We start from the raw sequence: 22,611 nt of genomic DNA, 5'->3' as shown, positions 1-22,611 counted from the left end.
GCCTATGATAAATATCGATAGCTATTCGTGGTTTGGATAAAGGTACAGGGTGTCGATGAAGATTGTTGCAGGGTGTGGTTTCCGCTCGATACAGCGTTTACTTGCGGTTGCTTTGCTGGCGAGCGTGGTAGATGCAGGGGCGCAGCAGGGCTGGGTGGTAAGGCCGGAGTGGGTCCGGGCGCATGAGGAGTTCCTGGCAAGCGATGCGCTTGCCGGACGCGGGAGCGCGACCCGCGATGAGCAGATCGCGGCTGAGTATGTGGCTTCGGAGTTTGTGGCGTATGGGCTGAAGCCCGCGCCGGGGATGTCTGGAATGATCCAGGCGGTCGATGTTGTCGCTCCTGACTTGGATGGCAAAGCGACCTTGACGGCGGGGGACGTAAGTCTTGCCGAGGGAACCGACCTGCGGGTGTTGTTCCCGTCTGGAGTCGGGGCGAACGGACCGCTGATTCGGCTGGCCGCGGCCGACGCCCCTCAGGCGAATATACCGAGGGGATCTATCGTGCTCCTGACCGACCTTCCCCCGAATACCAACGGGCTGCGAAACTCCTTTTTCCTGCGCGGATCGGGTGCTGCCGTAGTGCTCTTCGCTGAGAACGATGCCTTGCGTGCGTATTTGGCCAAGAATCCTCACCCGCATCAACTGATGCGGCTGGACCAGGAGCTGGGCGACACCACGCCCCTGCCGGCGACGGTTGCGGCAGTAAGCGCGACTGCCATGGCGCGGCTGCTGGCAGAGAAGCCGGGAACCGTCGCCACGCTGACGGTCCACGCGCTGCTGGCGAAGCCAAGGAAGACCTACAACGCGATTGGATACCTCGTGGGAAGCGATCCGGCAGCCGGGACGATCCTGCTGTCGGCGCATCTGGATCATCTGGGAACGGTATCGACTCCAGCGAACGGCGACGCGATCTATAACGGAGCGAACGATGATGCTTCGGGCACGACGGCGGTACTGGAGTTGGCGCACGCATTGGCAGCCGGACCGCAGCCCCGGCGCAGCGTGCTCTTCGTCTGCTACGGAAGCGAAGAGGCAGGTGAGCTTGGATCGGAGTTCTTCGGCAAGCATCCGCCGATTCCGCTCTCGCAACTCGTCACGAATATCGAGTTCGAAATGATCGGGTCGCAGGATCCAAAGATGCCAAAGGGCACGCTGCTCTTTACGGGTTGGGAGCGGTCGAACCTTGGACCGGCTCTGAAGGAGCACGGAGCCCTGGTGGGGCCTGATCCGTATCCGGAACAGCACTTCTTTCAGCGTTCGGACAACTACCAACTGGCGCTGCAGGGGGTTGTCGCTCATACGGCTGCGGGGTGGGGAACGCCGCCGACTTATCACCAGGCGAACGACGACCTGGCTCATCTCGATCTGGGATTCATGACCGGGGCGATTCAGTCGCTGGTGGAGCCGATGCGATGGCTGGCTACGAGTGACTTCAAGCCTAGTTGGAATGCGGGTGGACAGCCGAAGAGATAGTTGCCTGACGAACGAGTAAGGCTTTGCGATAACCTTTGCTAGTGGGATCCAGTTTGTTGATCGGGAGAGATATATGACGACCGTGGAGATTACACTGCCGGATTAGCTTGCTCAGGAGACTGCGAAAGCCGCGGCTTGCGCCTGATCCTGACGACGATGAGGTGAATGGGACAGCGATCGCTGCGAAAGCTCCTCTTGTCGTTACAGGAGATCGTACTCTCTTGTCGGTTTCGACCTTCGATGGCGGACGGATTGTGACCGTGCAGGAGGCTTTACTGGCTTGCGTCAGCGGAGTCTAAGCGCGTTAGCTGTGGGAGTGGAATGCGAGGGTTCTTCCCCTTCGCATTGCTCAGGGTCAGAATGACGGCCCTTGTGGGCATGGGGTCTACTGAAGGCGTATGGCGCGACCTATTAACAGGATGACGGGGGCGGGGCCGATCTGGGCGCTTCCTAAGTTGCCGAGGGTGGTGGCGGTGACTTTTTCTTCGATGGTCGAGGCCTTGGAGACGGCGACGCAGGGAGTATCCTGGGCGATGTCGGAGTCGACCAGGCTGGCGGCCAGGGCGGCGAAGTCGCGGCCGGGCATGTAGATGACGAGAGTGGATTCGTCGGGGAATGCGCCTGACCAGCTTGGCGAGAGGGTGAGCTTGCCGGCGGCGTGATGCGCGGTTGCGAGGATGAGTTTTGAGGCTGAGGTACGGTCGGTGAGCGGCGTCTTCAGACTGGCGGCGACGGCGAAGGCGGTGGTGATGCCGGGGACGATCTCGAAGGGGATTTCCGCTTCGCGGAGGGCGGCGATCTCTTCGCCTGCGCGACCGAAGATGAGCGGGTCGCCGGATTTAAGGCGGAGGACGGAGCTGCCGGCGCGAGCATGATGAAGCATGAGGACGTGGATCTCTGCCTGCGTGATGCGGGGCTGGCCGCAGCGCTTGCCGACGGGGATGATCTGGGCGGAGGGGCTGGCGAGGTCGAGGACGGCGTCGGAGACGAGGTCGTCGGGAAGGATGACGTCTGCGGTCTGCAGCAGGCGATGGGCGCGGATGGTCAGCAAGCCGGGATCGCCGGGACCTGCGCCGACCAGATAGACGGTGCCGGGGATGGCTTCGGTGTTCAAGAGGCAGGCTCTGGTTCGGGAATGGGATTGGTCTTGGCGTGCTCGCGAGCGAGGACGCGCGAGGGGCATTGGTCGAAGCCGCAGACTTCGCGCTGTGCGAGTTGATGGAGCAGGAGCTTGCGCTCTTCGTTCAAAGGCTCCATCTGGGTGACCTCGCGGCGCAGGTTGCCGAGGTCGGTGAGCCAATCACCGGCGTCTAGCGGAAGTTGCGCGTTGATCTCCTTGCGCAGGCGCTGTGCGAGGGCAGGGCTGGAGCCGGCGGTGGAGATGGCAATCTGGAGGTCGCCGCGGCGGACAACGGAGGGGAAGTAGAAGTCGCAGAAGGGCGGGTCGTCGACGGCGTTGACCATGATCTCGTTAGCGATGGCTTCTTGATAGACGGCGCGGTTGACGGCGGGGACGTTGGTCGCGGTGACTACCAGGAAGTATTTTTGCGTGGTCAGATCGCCGGGCTCATAGGGGCGCTGGTGGAGGGTGATGTCTCCGCCGACGGCGAGGTCGAGGATGCGCGGGCGGGCGTCGGGAGCGATGACGGTGACGTTCGCGTTGGCGGCGCGGAGCGACTCAATCTTGGACTCGGCGAGATTGCCCGCGCCGATAACGAGGCAGCGGCGGCCGGTGAGCTTGAGGAAGATCGGGAAGAGGTCCATGCGAGTGCTCCGCTATCGATGATAGCGGGTTTGGCTGGAGATAGTTTCGAGGGAAAAGGGCGACATAGGGCGGGCCTTCGCTGGCTGGAGACTTGGGGCGTTGCCCCAGGCGGGTATGGATTGAACGTTCGGCACTGCAGACTTGCTAGGTTTTTTTGACGGCGTATTCGTCGAGGAGGACGACGATGAGCGCGGCAGTGGGGACGGCTACGAGAGCACCGACGATACCTGCAAGAGCGGTACCGACGAGCAATGCGACCAGCACTGTGAGGCCCATCAGGTCGACGCTCGACTTCATGATGCGGGGAGTAAGGAGGGCGTTTTCGAGGTTGACGTAGATGAGATAGAAGATGAGTACTTCGAACAGCTTGGTCCAGGAGTCGATGGCGGCGGCGACGCAGACCACCGCCATGGTGATGATGCCACCGGCGACCGGGATGATGTTGAAGAGGCCCATCAGGACACCGAGCAGGACGGCGTAACGGATGTGGAAGACGAGGAAGACGATCGTGCTGGTGACCCCAAGGCAGAGCATGAGCAGGCCTTGGCCGAGGAGCCACTTGCTCATCTTGGCTTCAGCTTTGCGAAGGGTGTTGTCGAGGCGACCGCGCTCAGATCGTTTGATGAGCGAGAGGAAGAACTCGTAGGCGTGTTCGCCTTCGAGCATGAAATAAAGGCAGAGGAAGGCAGCGGTGAGGATGTCAAAGATGTGGGCGAGCCACATGGGCAGCGAGGTCAATAGATAGCTGGCGGTGGCTTCGATCGCTCCCTGGGCCTTCTGCGCGATGGTGTCCAGGCCGAGCTTGTCCGCCATCGGGAGATGTTTCAGCTTGGCGGCGGCGAGTGGTATGCGCTGCGGGAGGTCGGTGAGGAACTGGCTGAGGTCTCGGGTGACGGGCGGTAGCGCGATGAGGAAGAAGAGTGAGAGTGCGAGGCCGACGGCAAGAAGCATGATGACGATGCCGATGGGGCGCGAGGGCTGCCAGCCGCGAATCTTTATCTGGCAGATGCGGTTGACGATGGGCATCAGCACGACAGCGAAGAGGGCGCTGACGTAAAGGATCTCGAGCTCTTTGGCAAGCTTCCACGCCAGGCCGAGGGAGATGAGGACGGCGAAGAAGAAGACGATGGCACGACGATGGTCTTTGGCCGAAGCTTCGACGGCTTTGGCGGAAGCAATCTCGGCTGCGGCGAGTTCAGCAGTCGGGGGAGAGACGGGCTCTGAGGTGAGGTCGTTCAGCGTGCGCTCCTTCAGAGCTCGGATGATTTCAGGTACATCGAGTGAGATGCGTCGAGAGGTTACGGTGTCGCTCAGCGGGTTCGCTTTGGCGCGATGGTGAGGGCTATAACCATGGCTTCGACGGCTTCGTTGGCCTCGATGGCGGAGGTGTCGATGGTGTGGTGGGCGAGTGCGCGGTAGACGGGCTGGCGCTGGGCGAAGCGGAGTTCCGCGAGGGTGGGGTCGGCCAGGACAGGGCGCGAGATGCCTTGAAGGACGCAGCGGTCGAAGAGAACAGAAAATGGAGCATCGAGGAAGATGGTGGCGGTGGCGGGAGTCTGTTCGAGTAGCAGGCGGTTGGTGAGGATCTCAGGGGTACCGCCGCCGAGAGCGATAACGGTGTTGGACTTGCCAAGCGCTGAGACGAGGGCGGTGGATTCAAGGCGACGGAAGTGGGGCTCGCCATGGAGCGCAAAGATATCCGGTACGGAGAGGCCGGTGCGCGATTCGATGTAGTGATCGAGGTCAAGGAAGTTCCAGCCAAGACGAGCGGCAATGAGACGGCCGAGGGTGGTCTTGCCAGAGCCCATGAAGCCGGTGAGCACTATGCGGCGAAGTGCGGGGTGAACGTTCGCCTGTGATGGCGTGATTGACTCCATTGTCTCTTCCAAAGCAGCTTCGGAATGGCTGGCGGTCTTCATGACTTCTCCGTAGTGTATGAGGTGAAAATACAAAAGCCGCAATCCTTTTGGGATCGCGGCTCGGAAAGTTCGAAGTTCTCTGAGGGGTTATCAGGTTTCAGAGGGACATGCGAAGGCTCCACTGGCCGCGCGAGGGCACCAATAGGAGCTAGTAAACGACACGGGCTGGAAGCAGTTCGTCACGTCAAGAAAGAATGTACACCCGCAGTAAGCGGGTGGCAAAGATTATCTGAGCTTACTGTGTTGATTTTGCCGCAAGAATCTCAGACGGAGTTTCCGGGTCGATGGATGCCGACTTGAGGCCGCTCTGAATGTTCTGCCAAACGGCGTCGCTGGGCTCTTCGACAGGGTCATCGAACATGCCGCGAGCAGCTTCCACAATCGCTTCAAAGTCGCGAACCAGGGCTGCGGCGTCTGGATTTTCAAGCAGGAACGCCTGGAGCCGGGAATCATCGCTGATGCTTCCCGTGCCGGTGGCGAAGAATTCAGGGAGTCGCTGTTCGAACTCCGCAAGGGTCATTTTCTCGGTGCTATTGGACGTTTGGGTCATTAGACGGCTTCCTTGAGCAGGCCAGGCTCAGATTGTGGCTCCGCCTTGCGAAGAAGTTCGCGGAGTTTGAGGCGGGCCTTGTGCAGCTGCGACTTACTGTTTCCGGTGGAGCACTCGAGCATCGTCGCGATCTCGTTGTGTTCGAAGCCTTCTACGTCGTGAAGTACGAAGACCATACGATATCCGGGAGGGAGAAGAGCGACGGCGCGCTCGAGAGCAACGCGGTCGAGCGAACCCGAGAGCTGCGGATCGCGCTTGCCGAAGTCGCGTTTAGGAGCATCTTCTTCTGATGGATTGATGGTCTCTTCGAGCGAGACCAGGTTCAGCCCCTTCTTGCGAAGCTGCATCAGCACTAGGTTGACCGTCAGACGGTGCAGCCAGGTGGAGAACGCAGATTCGCCGCGGAAGCTGCCGAGCTTGCGGAAGAGATGAAGGAACGCCTCCTGGGTCATGTCTTCGGCTTCGGAGACATTGCCCAGCATCCGCAGGCAGAGTGTGTAAACGCGGCGCTTGTGCAGGGCATACAGCTTCGAGAAGGCTTCGGGATCACCGGCCTTCGCGCGCTCAATGGCATCTGCTTCGCCCGCGATAGGCGGATTCCTCTTGAAGAGGCCGGAGTTCGGTTTTCCCTGTGTGGACTCAACAGGAACCGGTGCGGTAGCCGGACTGGCTTGTTCTAGGGTCGTTTCCTGCATTGCTTCGTTCGAGCCTTCCTTGAGTGGTTGGAAGAAAGTGTTCACTACGGGACTGATGCGTATGACGCGCAACCAAACCCGTAGGTTGTATCGGGCAATGGTCGTGCCGACGGCCCTAGGCTCATGACCCGACGAAACGGGCGTAGAGCGAGCGAGCAATCATGGGGTCGGTCGTACCTTGAATGATCGCACGGCCATCGGCGAACAGAGTGATCGTGTGCGGCGGCCGTTCGAGGCGCAGAAGCAGGTCGTTCGAGCGGACGAGGCCATGCGGCGCGAGCCGGGCGTGCATCGCGGCGAGATCAACGGGGCGGTGATGTTCGTGGATCTGCACTGAGTTGCGGCCGCAGAGCGTGATGTGTGGCCGGGCGGTTCCGGCAAGATGCGTGAACTCACGCTGGCCGCAGACGGTGCAAGACGGATCGGGCTTAGTTGCCGAAATCTCCGACCGGTCGTTGGTCCAGAGGTCGAAGGAGAGGAGTGAGCGGCGCATGAGAGCCGACTGGCCGGTCAGGTACTTCAGAGTCTCAGTGACCTGAATTGAGGCAGCAAAATTGACGGCGGTGGAGAGAATTCCGGCAGTGTCGCAGGTCTCGGTGGTGCCGGCGGGCGGCTTGGGGAAGATGCAGGCGAGACAGGCGGTAGCTTCCGCGCGGGTGCGATCTTCGTTTATGGGAAGGACGTTCATCGTGGCCGCGTAGGCGCCGATGGCGGCGGCATAGATCCAGGGCTTGCCCTGTTGAACGGCGAAGTCGTTGATAAGGTAGCGAGTCTCGAAGTTGTCCGTGGCGTCGAGGATGATGTCGGCCGTCTGAAGGAGTTCGTTGATGTTTGCGGGGACGAGATCGGCGATCTGAGGGGTTACTGTGATCGTGGAGTTAAAGAGGGCGATCTTTCGGCGGGCGGCTTCGGCTTTAGGTAGAGCGTCGGCGGCGTCGGCCTCATCGAAGAGCACCTGGCGCTGAAGGTTTGAGGCTTCCACAAAGTCGCGGTCAATCAGGGTGAGATGGCCGACGCCGGCGCGGGCGAGCAGCGATGCCGATGCCGCCCCGGTGGCTCCGCAACCGACGATCGCCACGTGGGCCGAGGCAAGCCGCTGCTGGCCGGATTCGCCGATTCCGGGAAAGAGGATCTGGCGGCTGTAGCGTTCGTTATCCGCAGGGACGCCGGGAGCAGCGGCGGGCGGATTGACGAGTGGAATTTGCAGCGATGCGGCCATAAATGTCGGTTTCCATCCTGCCACAAGATCGCTATCCCGACCGGCGACGGATGAACTCTTACTACGTAGTATAGAGAGGATGAAGCGGTTCGGCTTACGGTCTGACTTTCGCAAGAAAATTTGCATCCTAGACAATTGAATCGGAATGACGTGGGCTTCGAGCGCATGGAAAGGGCAATCGGACGCGGGCCCATCGCGTCTCCCTTCCAGGATCAAGACATTGAGGATGAGGCAAAGGAAGTTGGACTGCTCGAAGATTCTGCGGGCCCATCAAGAGGAATTTGCGAGTGGTTTTTGAGCGTGTGTTGGTGAAGATTCGGAGGGTGTGTCCCGGTGCCGCTGGCTGGGGATTGCACGCCGTGCTCGGGATCGCAGGGATGACGGTCGCTCTTTCCACTTCACCGAGCGCTGTCGCTTTCGGACAGGCTGCGAACCCAGCGTCCGAAAGCGTCCCGCCGGTGACTGCTCCCGCGCCTGCGGTCGTTCAGCACGCTCCGGTTCCAGACGCAGCGCAGGGGGCACCGGCTGTTCCCACCACGGCCCAACGCGACTTGCAGGCTGGCGGAACCAAGGTCGCCGATGAACCGGCGCTGAAGACGACGATCTTCCAGTGGAACGGCTTGAAGGTCGCGGCGATTCGCTTTGAGGGAGTAACCTTCGGCCCGAACGATGCTCTCCCGAAGCAACTCCCGCAGCAGCCAGGTGAGCCGCTCGATCCAGAGAAGGTGCGTAACAGCTTGCGCAGGTTGTTCGCTAGCGGGCGCTATCGCACGATTGGCGTGAACGGTATTCGGAACGGTGACTTGGTGACGTTGATCTTCAGCGGCCCGTCGCGGTATTTCGTTGGACGGGTGAACATTGAGGGTGTCAAGGGCGAGCAGCTTTCGTCGCTGCTGGAGTATTCGACGAACTTGAATCCCGGCGCTCCCTATGTGGAAACGGCCGTCCCGACGGCGACCACACTGGTGAAACAGACGCTGGCGCAGAACGGCTTTTATCAGCCGATCGTATCGGTGACGACGACTCCGGACGATGCGAGCCAGCAGATCAACATTACCTTCCGGATTGATATCGGGCCGCAAGCGCGAATCGGCAACGTCGCGATGCAGGGCAACGATCCTGGCCTCGCCCTCGAAGAATTCCGTAAGAAGAGCAAGCTGAAAGAGGGCCGCAAGGTCACGCGAGAGACGACCTCAAATGCGCTGAGCAGGCTGCGGACCCAGTATCAGAAGAAGGACCGGTTGGAAGCGACGGTGGCGTTGCAAAAGTCCACCTACGACCAGCCGAAGAAGCGGTTGAACTACGACTTCCACGCAAACCAGGGTCCCGTGGTGAAGGTGTCGATCGAAGGGGCGAAGGTCTCGACGAGCCGGCTGCATCTGCTAGTACCGATCTTTGAGGAAGGCACGATCGACAATGACCTGCTGAACGAGGGGACGCACAATATCCGGGAGTTCCTTGAACAGCAGGGATACTTCGACGCGACGGTCGAGGTAAAGGTGATTGGGGAAGATACGCCGAGCGAGCAGGTGGTCTACTCGGTCGACCGTGGGGTGAAGCACAAGGTTGTAAGTGTCACGCTCAAGGGGAACAAGTACTTTGAGTCCGACCTGCTGAAGGAACGGATGCGAGTACAGAAGGCGGACGCGTATCTGCGCAGCGGGCGATACAGCCCCGCGCTGGTCGACTCCGACATCAGTTCGATCCAGGCGCTCTATCGCGCCAACGGATTCAACGAGACGACGGTCACGTCGGTCGTCGATGACATCGACAATGCCCCGAATGGCAAGCCTCTGAAGGCTGCGCAGATCAAGGTCACGCTGACGATTGTCGAAGGGCCGCAGCAGAAGTTCGGCGCGATCGAGGTGGCGGGCGTTGATACAGCACGCTCTGCGGCGGTGAAGAATCTTTTGAACTCGCAGCAGGGACAGCCCTTCAGCCTGATCTCGCTCTCTGGCGATCGCGACGCGGTGCTGAGCTACTACCTGAGCAATGGCTTCGACCAGGCGCGTGTCGAGGTGAAGCAGGCGAAGGATGCGAACGATCCGAAGCTGACGAACGTCGCCATCAACGTGATGGAAGGCCATCAGGTATTCGTCGATCATGTGCTGGTGTCGGGCGATACGAGGACCAAGCCGAAGGTGATCGACAACACCTTGCAGTTGCACCCGGGCGACCCGCTGGACCAGAGCGCTCTGCTCGATACGCAGCGGAAGCTCTATAACCTTGCGCTGTTCAACGAGGTGAATGCGGCGGTGCAGAACCCTGATGGAGATGCTGCACGAAAGAATGTGCTGATCCAGTTGCGCGAGGCGAAACGCTGGGATGTGACTTACGGTTTCGGGATTGAGGCGCAGACAGGTACGCCAGCGGCTGGAACGCTCTCGAAGGCCTCCGCCATTCTGCTCGGTGTCGACCCGAACCAACCCACGAAGATTGAAGGGTCGGCGAGCGTCAGTCCACGAGTTTCGGCGGATGTCTCGCGCATCAATCTCTTCGGCACGGATAAATCGGCGACGTTGCATACGACCTACGGATTGCTCGAAAAGGTGGCGACGCTGACTTTTGTGAATCCGCATCTTCTAGGGAATCCGCTGCTGACGGCGTCGGTCTCAGGCGGGTATTCGAATGTGCAGAACATTACGACGTTCAAAGCGTCGACGCTGCAGTTCGATTTCCGTGTGACGCAGAAGTTCCGGCGCACGGACACGTTTATTTACGACTTCCAGTATCGTCGGGTTGCGGTCGATCCAAACAGTCTGCAGATTTCGGCAAACCTGATTCCGCTGTTGTCACAGCCTGTGCGCGTGGGCGGCCCCGGAATTACGTGGTTCCACGACACGCGCGATCCAAGCCCACTCGATGCGGGGAAAGGATCGTACACCTCGGTGTCCGAGTTTCTGGCAACGTCGAAGTTCGGGTCGCAATCCGACTTCAACCGCTTGGACCTCACGAACTCTACCTACTACACCTTTGGCAAGCGTAAGTACGTTCTGGCGCGCAATACCCGGCTCGGATTCGAGACAAAGTTCGGCAAGAACCCGAACGTAGGGAACGCTTCCTGCGCAGGCATTCTGCTCGATACGAACGCGTCCTGCGACGCGGTTCCTTTGCCGGAACGTTTGTACGCTGGTGGGGCCAGTTCACACCGTGGGTTTCCGCTGAACGGGGCCGGTCCAAGGGACCTGCAGACAGGATTTCCGGTGGGTGGAACGGCGGCGTTTGTGAATTCAACCGAGCTGCGCCTGCCTGCGGCAACGTTGCCTTATGTCGGTGATGGCCTGGCCTTCGTACTCTTTCATGACATGGGAAATGTCTTCCAGAACGTGGGCGATATGTTCCCAAGCTTCTTTCGCTTCAGGCAGCCGAATGAAGAGACCTGCGCGGTAGTAAATCAGCAATTCGGGACCTGTAACTTCAATTACTTTTCGCACGATCTTGGAGTCGGCGGTCGTTACAAGACTCCTGTGGGACCAATTCGCGTCGATTTTAGTTACAACTTGAATCCGCCCAAGTATCCGGTGATTGCGGACTTCAACGGTCGCGATCCGTATGAGGGCAAGGCGGGCAAGTTCAACTTCTTCTTCAGCATCGGACAGAGCTTCTAGTGTTCAGAGACAACAGCATTCGCAGGAGATCGATGAAAGATAGCGAGGCAAATCTGTTGCGGGTCGCGGTGCCGATGGGGCTGATGCTCCTTTGTGTCCCTATGCTCGCCCAGAATGCGGCTGAGGCTAAGTCGCAAAGCACCGCTGCGAAGGATGCCGGCGCGACGCAGCTTGACCGCGTTGTTGGGATTGTCAATGGCGATCTGATTCTTGAGAGCGATGTGGACGAGGAGCGCAGATTTGCAGTCTTCCAGCCCTACAGCGAGCCGACGGGCTCGTTCTCTCGGGATCAGGCGATTCAGCGATTGATCGATCGCACGCTGATCCTGCAGCAGGCAAGGGAGCAGCCGAGGAAGCCGATCACCGACACCGAGGTGCAGGCAAACCTGGCGGACCTGCGCAAGGACATTCTTGCTTGTAAGCAGTACAAATGCGAGACCCCGGAGGGTTGGCACCAGTTCTTGAAGGACAACGGATTCACGGAAGAGGAGTTGTTGCGTCACTGGCGCGACCGGATGGAGACGCTGCAGTTCATTGAGGACAGGTTCAGGATGGGGATCCGCATCTCGGATCAAGAGGTGCAGGACTACTACACGAAGACGCTGCTGCCCAAGTATGCGGCGCGTAAGGCGACCGCGCCGAAGCTGGATTCCATCAGCGACCGGATACGCGAAATTCTTTTGCAGGAACAGGTGAGCGCATTGCTTGAGGACTGGCTGAAGGCGCTGCGCGCGTCGGGCGATGTACGGATGGTGACGGCGGACGAGGTGACGCGATGAGCGTGCCTGAAGAGCCGGTAGTTCCGAAGGGTAAGAAGCGGCCCCACATCGCGATAAGAATATCGAAGGCGATGGCGTGGACGATTTTGGTTGTGGTGGTGCTGATCGTAGCGCTGCTTGGCACGGGCTGGTGGTACACGACGACACCAGACTTCCAGCGTCGCGTCGGCAGCGAGGTTGTCAAAGTTCTTGAAGACGCAACCGGCGGCAAGGTGGAACTGCGGCAGATGCGCTTCAGTCTGCGGCATCTTGCGATTGAGGCCGACGGCCTCATCATTCATGGGACGGAAGGGCCCAGCGAAACGCCTTATATAGCCATCGACAAGATCGATGTAAGGCTGAAGATCTCAAGCTTCCTATCGCACACCGCCGGGGTGGGGCTGGCCTCGCATGTCGGGTTGAGCTTGCTGCGTGTCGAGCATCCGCAGATTCATCTCATCATCGATAAGGATGGCAAGACGAACCAACCCGTGCCAAAGCATCCGAGCACGAGCAAGGAGCCGCTGACCGACACGCTGCTCGACCTAAAGGCTGGCCAGGTGGAGTTGGTGAATGGCGTCGCGCTCTTGAACGATCGTGCGATTCCGTTTGATCTAACGGCGCGTGATCTGGATGCAGAGGTGCACTACATCTCGTCGAGCGATCGCTACGGGGCTACGGTCGACCTGAAAGACTTACGCACCAAGATGACGACGTATCCCGAAGCGCAGTCGAAGCTGCACGTTGAGGCTGAGTTGGGCCGCGATGCGGCGAAGCTGACCAAGCTGGAGTTGACGACGGGTAAGAGCACCCTCGTCAAGGCGAACGCATCGCTGGAGCATTTCGCGCAGCCGGAGTGGCAGGCAGCGGTGGATGGATCGCTGGAACTGAAGCAGATCGGGATCCTTGCCGGGTTCAATGGATTAACCGGCGGAGTGGCGGACCTGAACCTGCGCGGACATAACTGCACAGTCGCACCGGCAGTAGCGCAGAAGCATCTTCCATTCTGGCGGCGCAGACATCCGAAGGCGGAGCAGGCACCGAGCTCTAAAGTGCTGCCTCCTGACCCGGATTGTAAGGCGGGCTACCTGCTGGTTGGTGAGGTGAAGATCCACAAGGCTGGCTATGAGGACCAGGATGTGCGGTTGCATGACATCGATGGATCGGCGCACCTGAGAATCACACCGGCGGACCTACTGCTGACTACGCTGACGGGATATCTGCCGGGCGGTGGAAGCGCGGAGGGCGACCTTCGCATCACGAACTGGCTGGGCGAAGTGCCCTCGGATACGACCTCCAAGTCTCCAACTACAGTGGCGGCTGCGAAGACGGCGAACCGAACTGCTGCGATGGTGAACGCTCCTCCGCCGGTGATGGGTTCTGTCGCTATCGCAAAGGTACAGCCCGCGCATGCGTATCTGACGGCCACGGCGAAGGGAATTCCGCTGCGAACGATCATGGACGTGGCGGCACCGAAGGGCTATGGCGATCTCGGCTTCGACACCACAGTGAGCGGCCCGATTAAGGCGGAGTGGAGCGGACCGGCGAGCGCTCTTGCGGCTTCGGTGCAGGTGGATGGCGACTTGAAGTTCGCGCCATCAGGCTCGAAGCGCGCGGGTGCGGCGAGCAACATCCCGGTCAGCGGACAGGCGCAGGCGCACTACGACGGCAAGTCCGAGGTCGTGCGCATCTCGAGGATTCAGTTGCTCACGCCGCAGTCGACGCTTAATGCGAGTGGTGTACTGGGCGTGAATGTTGGCGACCCGTTGACGGCGCTGCAGGTGAATCTTTCGGTGCGCGATCTGGGCGAGTATGACCAGTTGTTACAGACGCTGGGCTTGGAATCGAATGGCAAGAAGGGCAGCGCGGCGATACCGCTGGTGCTGCATGGAGGGCTGGAGTTCCAGGGTTCGGCCTCGGGGGCGATTGCAGACCTCGATGTGAAGGGACATCTGCAGGCGCAGCAGGTAGAAGTCAAGCTCGGTACGGGAGAGACGCAGCAAGCGGATGTGCTGGTGGATTCAGTGATCGCGGACGCTGAGTTTTCGCCGTACTCCGGGTTGGCGGTTGCAAGTTCGACAATCACGCGCGGAACGGCCGTGCTGAACGTGGGAGGTTCGGTGAAGCCGCATAAGCTGGTTTCAAAGCGGCGCACCTCCAGCTATGTGTGGGACGACGACACGGCCGTGAACGCACAGGTGCAGCTCGCGAACGCGCAGATGGGGGACGTGTTGCAGATCGCCGGACAGCAAGGGAAGTATCCAGTGACCGGCACTTTGAATCTGCACGGAAACGTGAACGGGACCCTTGGCGCGTTGAACGGCAGCGGCAATGTCGCGCTGGCGAACGGGGTTGCGTATGGAGAGGCATTCCAGGGAGTGAACGCCGACCTTACCATGCAGGGAAAGGCGATCGAAGGCAAAAACGTCGTGTTGAAGGCGCACGACATGCAGGTGACCGGCAACGGGGGCTATGACATGGGAAGCGAGCGATTCCATGCCCATCTGCAGGGCGACAATCTGTTGCTGTCGAAGCTGGACACGGTGAAGAAGTCGGGTGTCGCGGCAGATGGGACGCTGACGCTGGTGGCCGACGCGAATGGAACGATCGAGCAGCCAGGGCTGACTGCGAAGTTGCGGCTGGCGAATGTGACCGTAAGCGGCAAGGCTGTGGGCGAGGTCGCGGCGGACGTTCACAGCGAAGGCAAGATCATGTACCTGACGGCCCACGCTACCGCGATTGGGACGAAGATAGACGCTACCGGACAGACTCAGTTGACAGGGGACTATCCGACGCAGGCAAAGCTCAACTTTGCCGGACTGGATGTGGGTAAGGCGGTCGATATGTTCTCGACTACCGGGCTTAAGGCGACCTCAAACATCGATGGAACGGTCACGGTCAACGGACCTCTGAAGACGCCGATGAAGCTCGAAGGCAATGCGGCGCTGAACAACTTCAGCGTGAAGTTGCAGGGCATCGACCTGAAAGCAGCGGAGCCCATCCGTGTGAGCCTCAAGAGTGGTGTGGCGACACTGGACCAGTTGCACATCACCGGGACCGATACGGATCTGCATGCGGGAGGAACGGCGCAGGTCTTCGGTGCCACTGATCCAAAGGGCGGCGCGCTGAATCTGCATGCGACAGGCAGCGTCAGCCCGGCGCTGGCGCACGTCGTCGACCGTGAGGTTCAGGCAAGCGGCAAAGTGAGCTTCGACGTGGCGACCGTGGGTCAGATGAAGGACCCGCAACTGACCGGCAAGATCAAGTTCGAGCATGTGAACGCCAGCATGGAGAGCATCCCGAACGGTCTGACCGATATGAATGGCACCCTCGCCTTCAACGAGGACCGGTTGCAGGTGGAGAGTCTGACCGCTACGACCGGCGGCGGCAAGGTGACGATCGGCGGATTTTTCAGTTATCGCGATGGGCTGTTCGCTGACCTGACGCTTGGCGCGGATACAGTGCGCGTGCGTTACAACGGGCTGAGCGCGACGGCCAACGCGAGCTTGAAGCTACAGGGCGGCCCGGACAGTCTACGGCTGGGCGGCAACATGCTCATTACGCGATTCGGCGTGGGCGCGAACGTGGACTTTGCGGCGTTTGCGGGGTCAGGGGGAGTGGCCGCGCCGCCCGATCCAAATTCGATCATGGACAAGATTGTGCTCGACGTTCATGTGACCAGCTCGCCGCAGTTGGACTTCCAGAACTCGTACGCGAAGCTGGCCGGAACGGTGGACCTGACGGTACGCGGAACAATCGCCTCGCCCACCGTCCTGGGACGCATCCAGGTGACCGATGGCAGCGCGACCTTCGCCGGCACGACGTATCAGTTGCAGCGTGGCGATATCTACTTCTCGAACCCGGTGCGGATCGATCCGGTGATCGATATCGATGCGACGGCGCGCGTGGAGAGCTATGACATCACCGTTGGCCTGCATGGGACGTCGACAAACCTGAAGCCGACGTATCGCTCGGAGCCGCCGCTTAGCGAGGCGGACGTCTTCAATCTGCTGGCACTGGGGCGTACGCAGGAAGAGGCGCAGATCTACCAGGAGAAGCAGGTACAGGCCGGTACCGATCCTACGACCAGCGCTCTGCTGGGCGGAGCTCTGAACGCTACGGTGAGTAACCGAGTCTCTAAGCTCTTCGGCGTAGGCAGTGTAAAGATCGATCCGGCGTTCGTGGGTACGCTGGGTAACTCATCGGCGCGTATCACGGTCGAGCAGCAACTTACGCAGCAGCTTACTTTGACTTATGCGCAGAATGTGAATCAGACGGCGCAGCAGTTGATCCAGGTTCAGTACCAACTGAACCGGAACATGTCGATCGTGGCGACGCGCGATGAGACGGGCGTCTTCAGCGTCGTATATAAAATTCGCAAACGCTATCGTTAACCCTGATTTTTGCGTCTTATCTGCGTAAGGATGCCCATTAGTTCGGCGATCATGCCGCGGGGCAGAGCGGAGACGACGATGAACGGCAATGGAGTAAAACGTGCAACAAATGCGGCGATAGTCGCCGCTCTATTAGCTGTTGGCAGCGCAGGATTCGCAGCGGCGCAGAGCGCAAGCCCGGCAGACGCGCAGATTCAAGCCGACGTGATGAAGGCGCTGAGCAACAAGCACTTTGCCAATGTAAAGGTAGATGTCTCGGGCGGGATGGTGACGCTGACCGGAACCGTCGATGTTTACAGCGAGAAGGAAGACGCTGACAAGAAGGCACATCATCGAAAGAACGTCGCTGGCGTGCGCAATGAGATCACGGTGGCCGGCCCCACGGTTGAAGACTCGACCCTGCGGGACAAGATCGGCGAGAAGATCGCGTATGACCGCGTGGGATACGGAACGACGGCCTTCAATGCCATCACCATTGGAGTACAGAATGGTGTGGTAACGCTTGGCGGCGTAGCGTACGGCCCGATGGATAAGGACTCTGCGCTTAGCGAGGCTGCGAATTATCCCGGCGTGAAGGATGTCGTCGACAACATTGAAGTAGCGCCGCCTTCGCCAATGGATGACCGAATTCGTATAGCTACAGCTCGCGCGGTCTACGGCTATCCTTCGCTGAACAAGTACTCGATCGATCCGGCGAAGCCGATCAGGATCACCGTGGTAAGCGGCAACGTGACGTTGTCGGGTGTGGTCGATAGTAAGGCCGACAAAGATACTGCGGGGATTCGCGCGAACTCTGTTCCGGGTGTGTTCAAGGTGACGAATAACCTGCAGGTCGAGGGATCGTCGAACTCGGCGTCGAAGTAAGGATCTCGGTGGATCTACGGGGCGATGGCCGGGCAAAGGTGCCCGGCCATCGTTTTGCCTGAAAGCTCATAGAATGGATGTATGAGTTCGTTGATGAGCAGGACGGGCGTTGCGCTCGAGATGATCAAGTGGGAGCACAGCATCTTTGCGCTGCCCTTCGCTTTGACTGGAGCAGTGCTGGCGGCTGGCGGGTGGCCTAAGGTATCTGTATTTCTATGGATCGTAGTGTGCATGGTGTCAGCGCGGACGGCGGCGATGGCGTTCAATCGGTTGGCCGATGCGGAACTGGACGCGGCGAATCCTCGCACCGCCGCGCGGGCGATTCCTGCAGGCGCGTTGAGCAAGGGATTCGTAGGCGGGTTTGTCGCCGTATCCGCGGTCGTGTTTTTCCTGGGCGCAGCCATGTTGAACCGGCTCTCACTGGAGCTTGCGCCGGCTGCCCTTGGAGTAGTGCTGGTATACAGCTACATGAAGCGAGTGACGCGGTGGTCTCATCTGGTGTTGGGACTGGCGCTGGGTATTGCGCCATCGGCTGCGTGGATAGCCGTGCGAGGCAGCTTCGATCCCCGGATCGCGGTGCTGACGCTTGCGGTAATTCTATGGGTGGGTGGCTTCGATATTCTCTATGCGTGTCAGGACTTCGAACACGACCGCCGCGTCGGACTAAATAGCGTGCCGCAGTCGTTCGGAATTGAGGGCGCCTTCTGGATGGCGCGCGTCATGCACTTCATGATGATCCTGGTGCTTTTGTGGCTTGTTGAGCTATTCGGGCTAGGGAAGATCGCGACGGTCGGAATAGGGGCGGTGACAGGACTTCTCATATATGAGCACGCGATCATCTCGCCGAAGGACCTGCGAAGAATGAATGCAGCTTTTTTTACCCTTAATGGTGTGATCTCTGTGGTGCTTTTCGTCTTTGTGGCTACTGATGTTTTATTGAGCCGCTAAGAAGAGCAAAATAAAAGCCCGCTCATTGAGCGGGCTTTTATTTGATGGCAGATAACTAGTGCTTCGCTTTCACATTGTCTGTGTGGCGAATAACGCTATCCTTCAGGTTCTGTGCGGAGTTTACAATGCTATCGCGGACCGAGTGCGCCTTCTCGTGACCTTCCGCTTCGGCTTCCGCGCGGCGAGCCTCAGCGCGGGTATGCGCGTCGTCAGAGACAGCATGGGCGGCTTCCTTAGTGTTGCCCCATGCCTCCTTGGCTGCGCCCTTTACCTGATCGGCGGCGCCAGAGTTAGCTAGCTTTTCGTTCCCGGTAGCTTCGCCGACTGACTGCTTTACCTGACCCTTGAGTTGATCAAACTTACCCGTGAGTGTTTCGGTGGCCATGATTACTCCTAGATAAATCGTGAGAGGTTATTAGATATGCTTCAAAAAAATGTACTTGGAGTTCGCTTTCAGCGTTTACTGCGCCTAATAAATCTAAAGCGCGCGCCGGCCCTGAAGCAGGTTGAAGATTAAAACGATAATTGCGAGAACGAGAAGAATGTGAATCCACGATCCGAGAGCCGCGCCGCTTACCAAGCCGACAACCCAGAGAAGGAAGAGGATGATGGTGATCGTCCAGAGCATTTGAGTGAGTCTCCTGTTGCCGGGCCCTTGATGCGGCCGGGCGATTGTGCTTATAAACCGCCTACCTTTCATAAGGTGCGAGGTGTAAGAATGAGGTTGCCAAACGCTGTTGCGGAAAACATTTTATTTCGCGTATGCGCTGATGGAACGATCTTGAGAGTGGGGTAGAGGTGGAGTCGAAGTTACGCATCGCGATTCAGGGAGAACTTGGATCGAACAGCCACATGGCCGCGTTGGAGCTGCTCGCCGCGAGCGGAGTGCCGGTCGAGATCGTGCCTTGCGCGGTCTCGGCGATCGTATTTGAAAGGTTGATGGAGACCGATGGGGCTCGGGCAATCGACGGCGCCGTATTGCCCATCGAGAACAGCCTGCACGGAGCAGTAGCGGAACACTACGACCTGATCGCGGCGAACCGGGTTCGGATCGTCAGCGAGAGCTTTCTGCGGATACGCTTCAACCTGATTGCAATGCCGGGAGTGCAGATAGGGGATTTGAAGCGCGTGATGTCGCATCCGGTTGCGCTGTCGCAGTGCCGGAGATATCTGGCGGCTCATCCCTCGCTCGAAGTAATCCCTTTCTACGATACCGCCGGCAGTGTGAAGCATGTGATGGAGATGCAGCTTCGGGATACGGCGGGCATCGCTCCGGAACTGGCGGCCCGGCAGTATGGCGGCGAGATTCTCGCACGAGATCTCGAAGACCATGCCGCGAACTTCACCCGGTTCCACCTGGTCTGCCGGGAAGATCGGGTTGCGACGCTGCCGGCTGGGCTGATTCCGGAGAAAGTAAGCAAGATGACGGTTGCGTTCACGGTCGAACACCGTCCGGGAACCCTGGTTGAGGCGCTGCAACTTCTCTCTTCGGCAGGTGTGGATCTGACCAGGATCGAATCGCGCCCGGTACCGGGGCAGCCCTGGGAGTATGTCTTCTATGTGGAGTTCCGGTTCACGGATGTGGCGATGGCGGAGACGGCGCTCTCGTCGCTTGCGTCCCACTGCCACATGGTGAAGGAGTTGGGGCGCTTTCTTGCCGCCTGACGGCGATAGCCCGCATCGTATATGCTTTCGGCGCGGTCAGATTGGTAAACCTGCCGCACAAGGGGTAGGGGCAAGGCTGACGAGGGCGCTATTGACGCCGATGAGAACGGGATGTGGCTGGGTGAGTCCGGAGATTGAGAGTCGGCGGTTGCGACTTTTATTAATCTTCGGCATCGAATAGCATGAAATATGACAGAAGGACACTCAATGCCAAATGACTTTGTAAGCGTAATCAATCCCCGGGGAAGCGAGAACTCAGGCGAAGGTTCTTCCGCTAACGGCGGTCAGTCACCCCTTCCTGTGCTTCCTGTTCGCGATACCGTGCTGTTTCCACATGCTGTTTTGCCGCTCACGGTTGGCAGAGAGAGCTCGATTCAGCTAATCCAATCCCTTGGCGAGGGCAAGACAATTCTCGTCGTTGCCCAGCGCGATGCACGTCAGGACACGCCTGAAGGCGCGGACCTCTATTCAATCGGCACTCGCGCGACCGTACACAAGGTCGTGAAGATGCCGAACCAGAGCCTCTTTGTCTTTACTGAAGGCAACGAGCGTGTTCGCGTGGGCGAGTTTACCCAGCTTTCGCCTTTCATGACCGCGGAGTATGAGACGGTTCCAGAGACGGAGGTCACGGTCTCACCCGAGATTGAGGCACTTCAGCGGAACGTCGTCAGCCAGTTCCAGCAGATCGTGACCTCCTCGCCGACGCTGTCGGATGATCTGCAGACGATCGCCATTAACATTGAAGAACCCGGCCGGCTGGCGGACTTTATCGCGTCTTCACTGCCGTTTTTGACGACGACAGATAAGCAGGAATTACTGGAGACGCCGAGCGTTCTGGCGCGGATGGAGCGCATCAACAAGCACCTTGCCAAGGAGCTTGAAGTCCAGCAACTTCGCAACAAGATCCAGACCGAGGTGCAAGATTCCGTTCAGCAGTCGCAGCGGGATTACTACCTGCGCGAGCAACTGAAGGCGATCCAGAAAGAGCTTGGCGACCTAGACGACTCGCAGAAGGATACGGCCGATCTGAAGGAGAAGATCGAAAACGCCGGCATGCCGGAGGAGACGAAGAAGGACGCTCTGAAAGAGCTCTCGCGACTATCTCGCATGTCGCCGATGGCAGCGGACTACTCGCTGACCCGGAATTACATCGAGTGGCTGGCGGTGCTGCCGTGGGCGAAGTCGTCCGCTGGCGAGATCGACATCCCGAAGGCGAAGGACTTCCTGGATGAGGACCATTACGGTCTGAACAAGGTGAAGGACCGCATCCTGGACTACCTCTCGGTGCGGCGTTTGAAGCCGGACATGAAGGGGCCGATCCTGTGCTTCGTTGGACCTCCAGGCGTGGGCAAGACCTCGCTTGGCCGCAGCATCGCGCGGGCGCTGGGACGCAAGTTCAGCCGCATCTCGCTGGGCGGCATGCACGATGAGGCGGAGATTCGCGGACATCGCCGTACATATATCGGCGCGCTACCCGGACAGATCATCCAAAACCTGAAGCGCGTCGAGACGAACGATCCGGTCTTCATGCTGGACGAGATCGACAAGCTGGGCCGAGACTTCCGTGGCGACCCCGCGAGCGCTCTGCTGGAGACGCTGGACCCGGAGCAGAATAATACGTTCCGCGACAACTATCTCGACCAGCCGTTCGATCTTTCAAAGGTGCTCTTTATCTGCACGGCGAACCAGCTGGACCCGATTCCGGCTCCGCTGCTGGACCGCATGGAGATCATCGAGCTGACCGGCTACACCGAGGAAGAGAAGGTACAGATTGCGTTCAAGTACCTCATCCCGCGCCAGACGAAGGAGAACGGAATCGACCCAGCGTTGATCGAGTTCCCTGAGGAGAGCGTCAGCCTGATCGCGCGGCACTATACGCGTGAGGCGGGTGTTCGCAAGCTGGAGCAGCAGATTGGAACGGTGTGCCGCAAGCTCGCCAGGAAGATCGCTGAAGGACGTACGGACAAGCTGGTCATCACGAAGGAGATCGTGCACGAGTTCCTTGGCGGCATCAAGGTTCGCGTCGACACCGAGATTGCGGAGCGTACCAAGCGCGCTGGCGTGGTCGTCGGATTGGCATGGACACCGGCGGGCGGCGACATCCTCTTCATCGAGGCCAACAAAATGAAGGGCAAGGGCGGCTTCAAGATCACCGGCCAGATTGGCGACGTGATGAAGGAGTCGATGGAGGCGGCGCTGACGTGGGTCCGTTCGAACGCGGCTTCGCTGGGGCTCGAGGAGGACTTCACGAAGGATGTGGACATCCACATCCACGTGCCGGCGGGCGCGATCCCGAAGGACGGTCCTTCGGCGGGCGTGACCATGGCTACGGCACTCGTGTCACTCCTTACCGACGCCCGGGTTCGGCCTCTAACGGCGATGACGGGCGAGATCACGCTGAGCGGAAACGTTCTACCGGTTGGCGGAATAAAGGAGAAGTTCCTTGCCGCCAAGCGGGCTGGTGTTCGCGACGTGATTCTACCGGTCGACTGCAGGCAGCAGGTTGAAGAAGACCTGACGCCGGAGCAGATCGAGGGCGTGAATATCCACTATGCGAGCGTGATCGAAGACGTGCTGGCGATTGCCCTCCCCAGGACAGAGCAGGAAGCCGTGATCGACGAGGTTGTGCGCGAGGAGATATTGCACGCAGCCGAGGTATAATCGCTTCTTTGCAAGGATGAAGGCGGCCGGGATATCTCCCGGCCGCTTTTTTGTTTCGTGAAGACGGTTTGCCGGGGAGGGTAGGCGGTTG

17 protein-coding genes are annotated in these 22,611 nt (G+C 59.5%); 8 read left to right on the top strand and 9 right to left on the bottom strand.

The features are described 5' to 3' along the window. The first annotated feature begins 55 nt into the window (after positions 1-55). Entirely contained in the window at positions 56-1,474 is a 1,419-nt protein-coding gene (locus tag HDF16_RS01730; RefSeq protein WP_184213442.1) for a M28 family peptidase, read from the top strand. Between the two features lie 385 nt (positions 1,475-1,859). On the opposite strand, the gene cobA is transcribed toward HDF16_RS01730, so the two are convergent. From cobA to HDF16_RS01690, 7 genes are all read right to left on the bottom strand, one after another. Further along, positions 1,860-2,588, bottom strand: coding sequence for a uroporphyrinogen-III C-methyltransferase (gene cobA, locus HDF16_RS01720; RefSeq protein WP_184213440.1), 729 nt, complete (start codon positions 2,586-2,588; stop codon positions 1,860-1,862). Beyond that, a complete protein-coding gene (locus HDF16_RS01715; protein WP_184213439.1) occupies positions 2,585-3,238 on the bottom strand; it encodes a precorrin-2 dehydrogenase/sirohydrochlorin ferrochelatase family protein in 654 nt (217 codons plus the stop codon). The genes cobA and HDF16_RS01715 overlap by 4 nt, the downstream gene beginning before the upstream one ends. 145 nt (positions 3,239-3,383) lie before the next feature. Further along, positions 3,384-4,331 carry an AI-2E family transporter gene (locus tag HDF16_RS01710; RefSeq protein WP_246408710.1) on the bottom strand — a complete coding sequence of 316 codons (948 nt, stop codon included), beginning with the start codon at positions 4,329-4,331 and terminating at the stop codon, positions 3,384-3,386. 218 nt (positions 4,332-4,549) lie between these two features. Then, entirely contained in the window at positions 4,550-5,158 is a 609-nt protein-coding gene (locus HDF16_RS01705; protein WP_246408569.1) for a shikimate kinase, read from the bottom strand. Positions 5,159-5,393: 235 nt separating this feature from the next. After that, positions 5,394-5,708 (bottom strand): hypothetical protein, encoded by a 315-nt coding sequence (locus HDF16_RS01700; protein ID WP_184213438.1) that lies wholly within the window; start codon positions 5,706-5,708, stop codon positions 5,394-5,396. Then, on the bottom strand, positions 5,708-6,403 hold the full coding sequence (locus HDF16_RS01695) for an RNA polymerase sigma factor (protein WP_221312422.1): 696 nt from the start codon (positions 6,401-6,403) through the stop codon (positions 5,708-5,710). Before HDF16_RS01695 ends, HDF16_RS01700 begins: the two co-directional genes overlap by 1 nt. Positions 6,404-6,524: 121 nt before the next feature. Further along, positions 6,525-7,622, bottom strand: a complete 1,098-nt coding sequence (locus HDF16_RS01690; RefSeq protein WP_184213437.1) for a ThiF family adenylyltransferase — start codon at positions 7,620-7,622, stop codon at positions 6,525-6,527. 287 nt (positions 7,623-7,909) lie between these two features. Here HDF16_RS01690 and HDF16_RS01685 point away from each other — a divergent pair, with 287 nt between their 5' ends. The 5 genes from HDF16_RS01685 to HDF16_RS01665 all read left to right on the top strand — a co-directional run bounded on the left by HDF16_RS01685 (position 7,910) and on the right by HDF16_RS01665 (position 18,194). Beyond that, a complete protein-coding gene (locus HDF16_RS01685; protein ID WP_348641213.1) occupies positions 7,910-11,230 on the top strand; it encodes a POTRA domain-containing protein in 3,321 nt (1,106 codons plus the stop codon). 32 nt (positions 11,231-11,262) lie between these two features. Further along, positions 11,263-12,009 carry a peptidylprolyl isomerase gene (locus HDF16_RS01680; RefSeq protein ID WP_184213436.1) on the top strand — a complete coding sequence of 249 codons (747 nt, stop codon included), beginning with the start codon at positions 11,263-11,265 and terminating at the stop codon, positions 12,007-12,009. Further along, complete coding sequence (locus HDF16_RS01675; RefSeq protein ID WP_184213435.1) at positions 12,006-16,382, top strand: translocation/assembly module TamB domain-containing protein; 4,377 nt, start codon at positions 12,006-12,008, stop codon at positions 16,380-16,382. The genes HDF16_RS01680 and HDF16_RS01675 overlap by 4 nt, the downstream gene beginning before the upstream one ends. Before the next feature lie 51 nt (positions 16,383-16,433). After that, on the top strand, positions 16,434-17,246 hold the full coding sequence (locus HDF16_RS01670) for a BON domain-containing protein (RefSeq protein WP_246408567.1): 813 nt from the start codon (positions 16,434-16,436) through the stop codon (positions 17,244-17,246). Between the two features lie 81 nt (positions 17,247-17,327). Continuing rightward, on the top strand, positions 17,328-18,194 hold the full coding sequence (locus tag HDF16_RS01665) for a UbiA-like polyprenyltransferase (protein ID WP_184213434.1): 867 nt from the start codon (positions 17,328-17,330) through the stop codon (positions 18,192-18,194). 55 nt (positions 18,195-18,249) lie between these two features. Here the strand turns inward: HDF16_RS01665 and HDF16_RS01660 are convergent, their stop codons facing one another. Next, entirely contained in the window at positions 18,250-18,579 is a 330-nt protein-coding gene (locus HDF16_RS01660; protein WP_184213433.1) for a CsbD family protein, read from the bottom strand. A 93-nt stretch (positions 18,580-18,672) separates the two neighbouring features. Continuing rightward, on the bottom strand, positions 18,673-18,822 hold the full coding sequence (locus HDF16_RS01655) for a lmo0937 family membrane protein (protein ID WP_184213432.1): 150 nt from the start codon (positions 18,820-18,822) through the stop codon (positions 18,673-18,675). Positions 18,823-18,992: 170 nt separating this feature from the next. Here HDF16_RS01655 and HDF16_RS01650 point away from each other — a divergent pair, with 170 nt between their 5' ends. Both HDF16_RS01650 and lon read left to right on the top strand, forming a co-directional pair. After that, a complete protein-coding gene (locus HDF16_RS01650; protein ID WP_348641212.1) occupies positions 18,993-19,859 on the top strand; it encodes a prephenate dehydratase in 867 nt (288 codons plus the stop codon). Positions 19,860-20,066: 207 nt separating this feature from the next. Then, a complete protein-coding gene (gene lon / locus HDF16_RS01645) occupies positions 20,067-22,520 on the top strand; it encodes an endopeptidase La (protein WP_184213431.1) in 2,454 nt (817 codons plus the stop codon). The last annotated feature ends 91 nt before the right edge of the window (positions 22,521-22,611 follow it).

The organism is Granulicella aggregans (genome assembly GCF_014203275.1).
Lineage (GTDB): Bacteria > Acidobacteriota > Terriglobia > Terriglobales > Acidobacteriaceae > Edaphobacter.
The sequence above is the reverse complement of the archived record's forward strand: the minus strand, read 5'-3'. Positions and strand labels throughout refer to the sequence as shown.

Bases quoted from the DNA above. Each gene is read 5' to 3' on its own strand.
- HDF16_RS01670 (WP_246408567.1), top strand. From the start codon at position 16,434: ATGCCGCGGGGCAGAGCGGAGACGACGATGAACGGCAATGGAGTAAAA.
- HDF16_RS01730 (WP_184213442.1), top strand. From the start codon at position 56: ATGAAGATTGTTGCAGGGTGTGGTTTCCGCTCGATACAGCGTTTACTT.
- HDF16_RS01700 (WP_184213438.1), bottom strand. From the start codon at position 5,708: ATGACCCAAACGTCCAATAGCACCGAGAAAATGACCCTTGCGGAGTTC.
- HDF16_RS01695 (WP_221312422.1), bottom strand. From the start codon at position 6,403: ATGCAGGAAACGACCCTAGAACAAGCCAGTCCGGCTACCGCACCGGTT.
- HDF16_RS01690 (WP_184213437.1), bottom strand. From the start codon at position 7,622: ATGGCCGCATCGCTGCAAATTCCACTCGTCAATCCGCCCGCCGCTGCT.
- lon (WP_184213431.1), top strand. From the start codon at position 20,067: ATGCCAAATGACTTTGTAAGCGTAATCAATCCCCGGGGAAGCGAGAAC.
- HDF16_RS01660 (WP_184213433.1), bottom strand. From the start codon at position 18,579: ATGGCCACCGAAACACTCACGGGTAAGTTTGATCAACTCAAGGGTCAG.
- HDF16_RS01705 (WP_246408569.1), bottom strand. From the start codon at position 5,158: ATGAAGACCGCCAGCCATTCCGAAGCTGCTTTGGAAGAGACAATGGAG.
- HDF16_RS01655 (WP_184213432.1), bottom strand. From the start codon at position 18,822: ATGCTCTGGACGATCACCATCATCCTCTTCCTTCTCTGGGTTGTCGGC.
- HDF16_RS01665 (WP_184213434.1), top strand. From the start codon at position 17,328: ATGAGTTCGTTGATGAGCAGGACGGGCGTTGCGCTCGAGATGATCAAG.
- HDF16_RS01715 (WP_184213439.1), bottom strand. From the start codon at position 3,238: ATGGACCTCTTCCCGATCTTCCTCAAGCTCACCGGCCGCCGCTGCCTC.
- HDF16_RS01680 (WP_184213436.1), top strand. From the start codon at position 11,263: ATGAAAGATAGCGAGGCAAATCTGTTGCGGGTCGCGGTGCCGATGGGG.
- HDF16_RS01675 (WP_184213435.1), top strand. From the start codon at position 12,006: ATGAGCGTGCCTGAAGAGCCGGTAGTTCCGAAGGGTAAGAAGCGGCCC.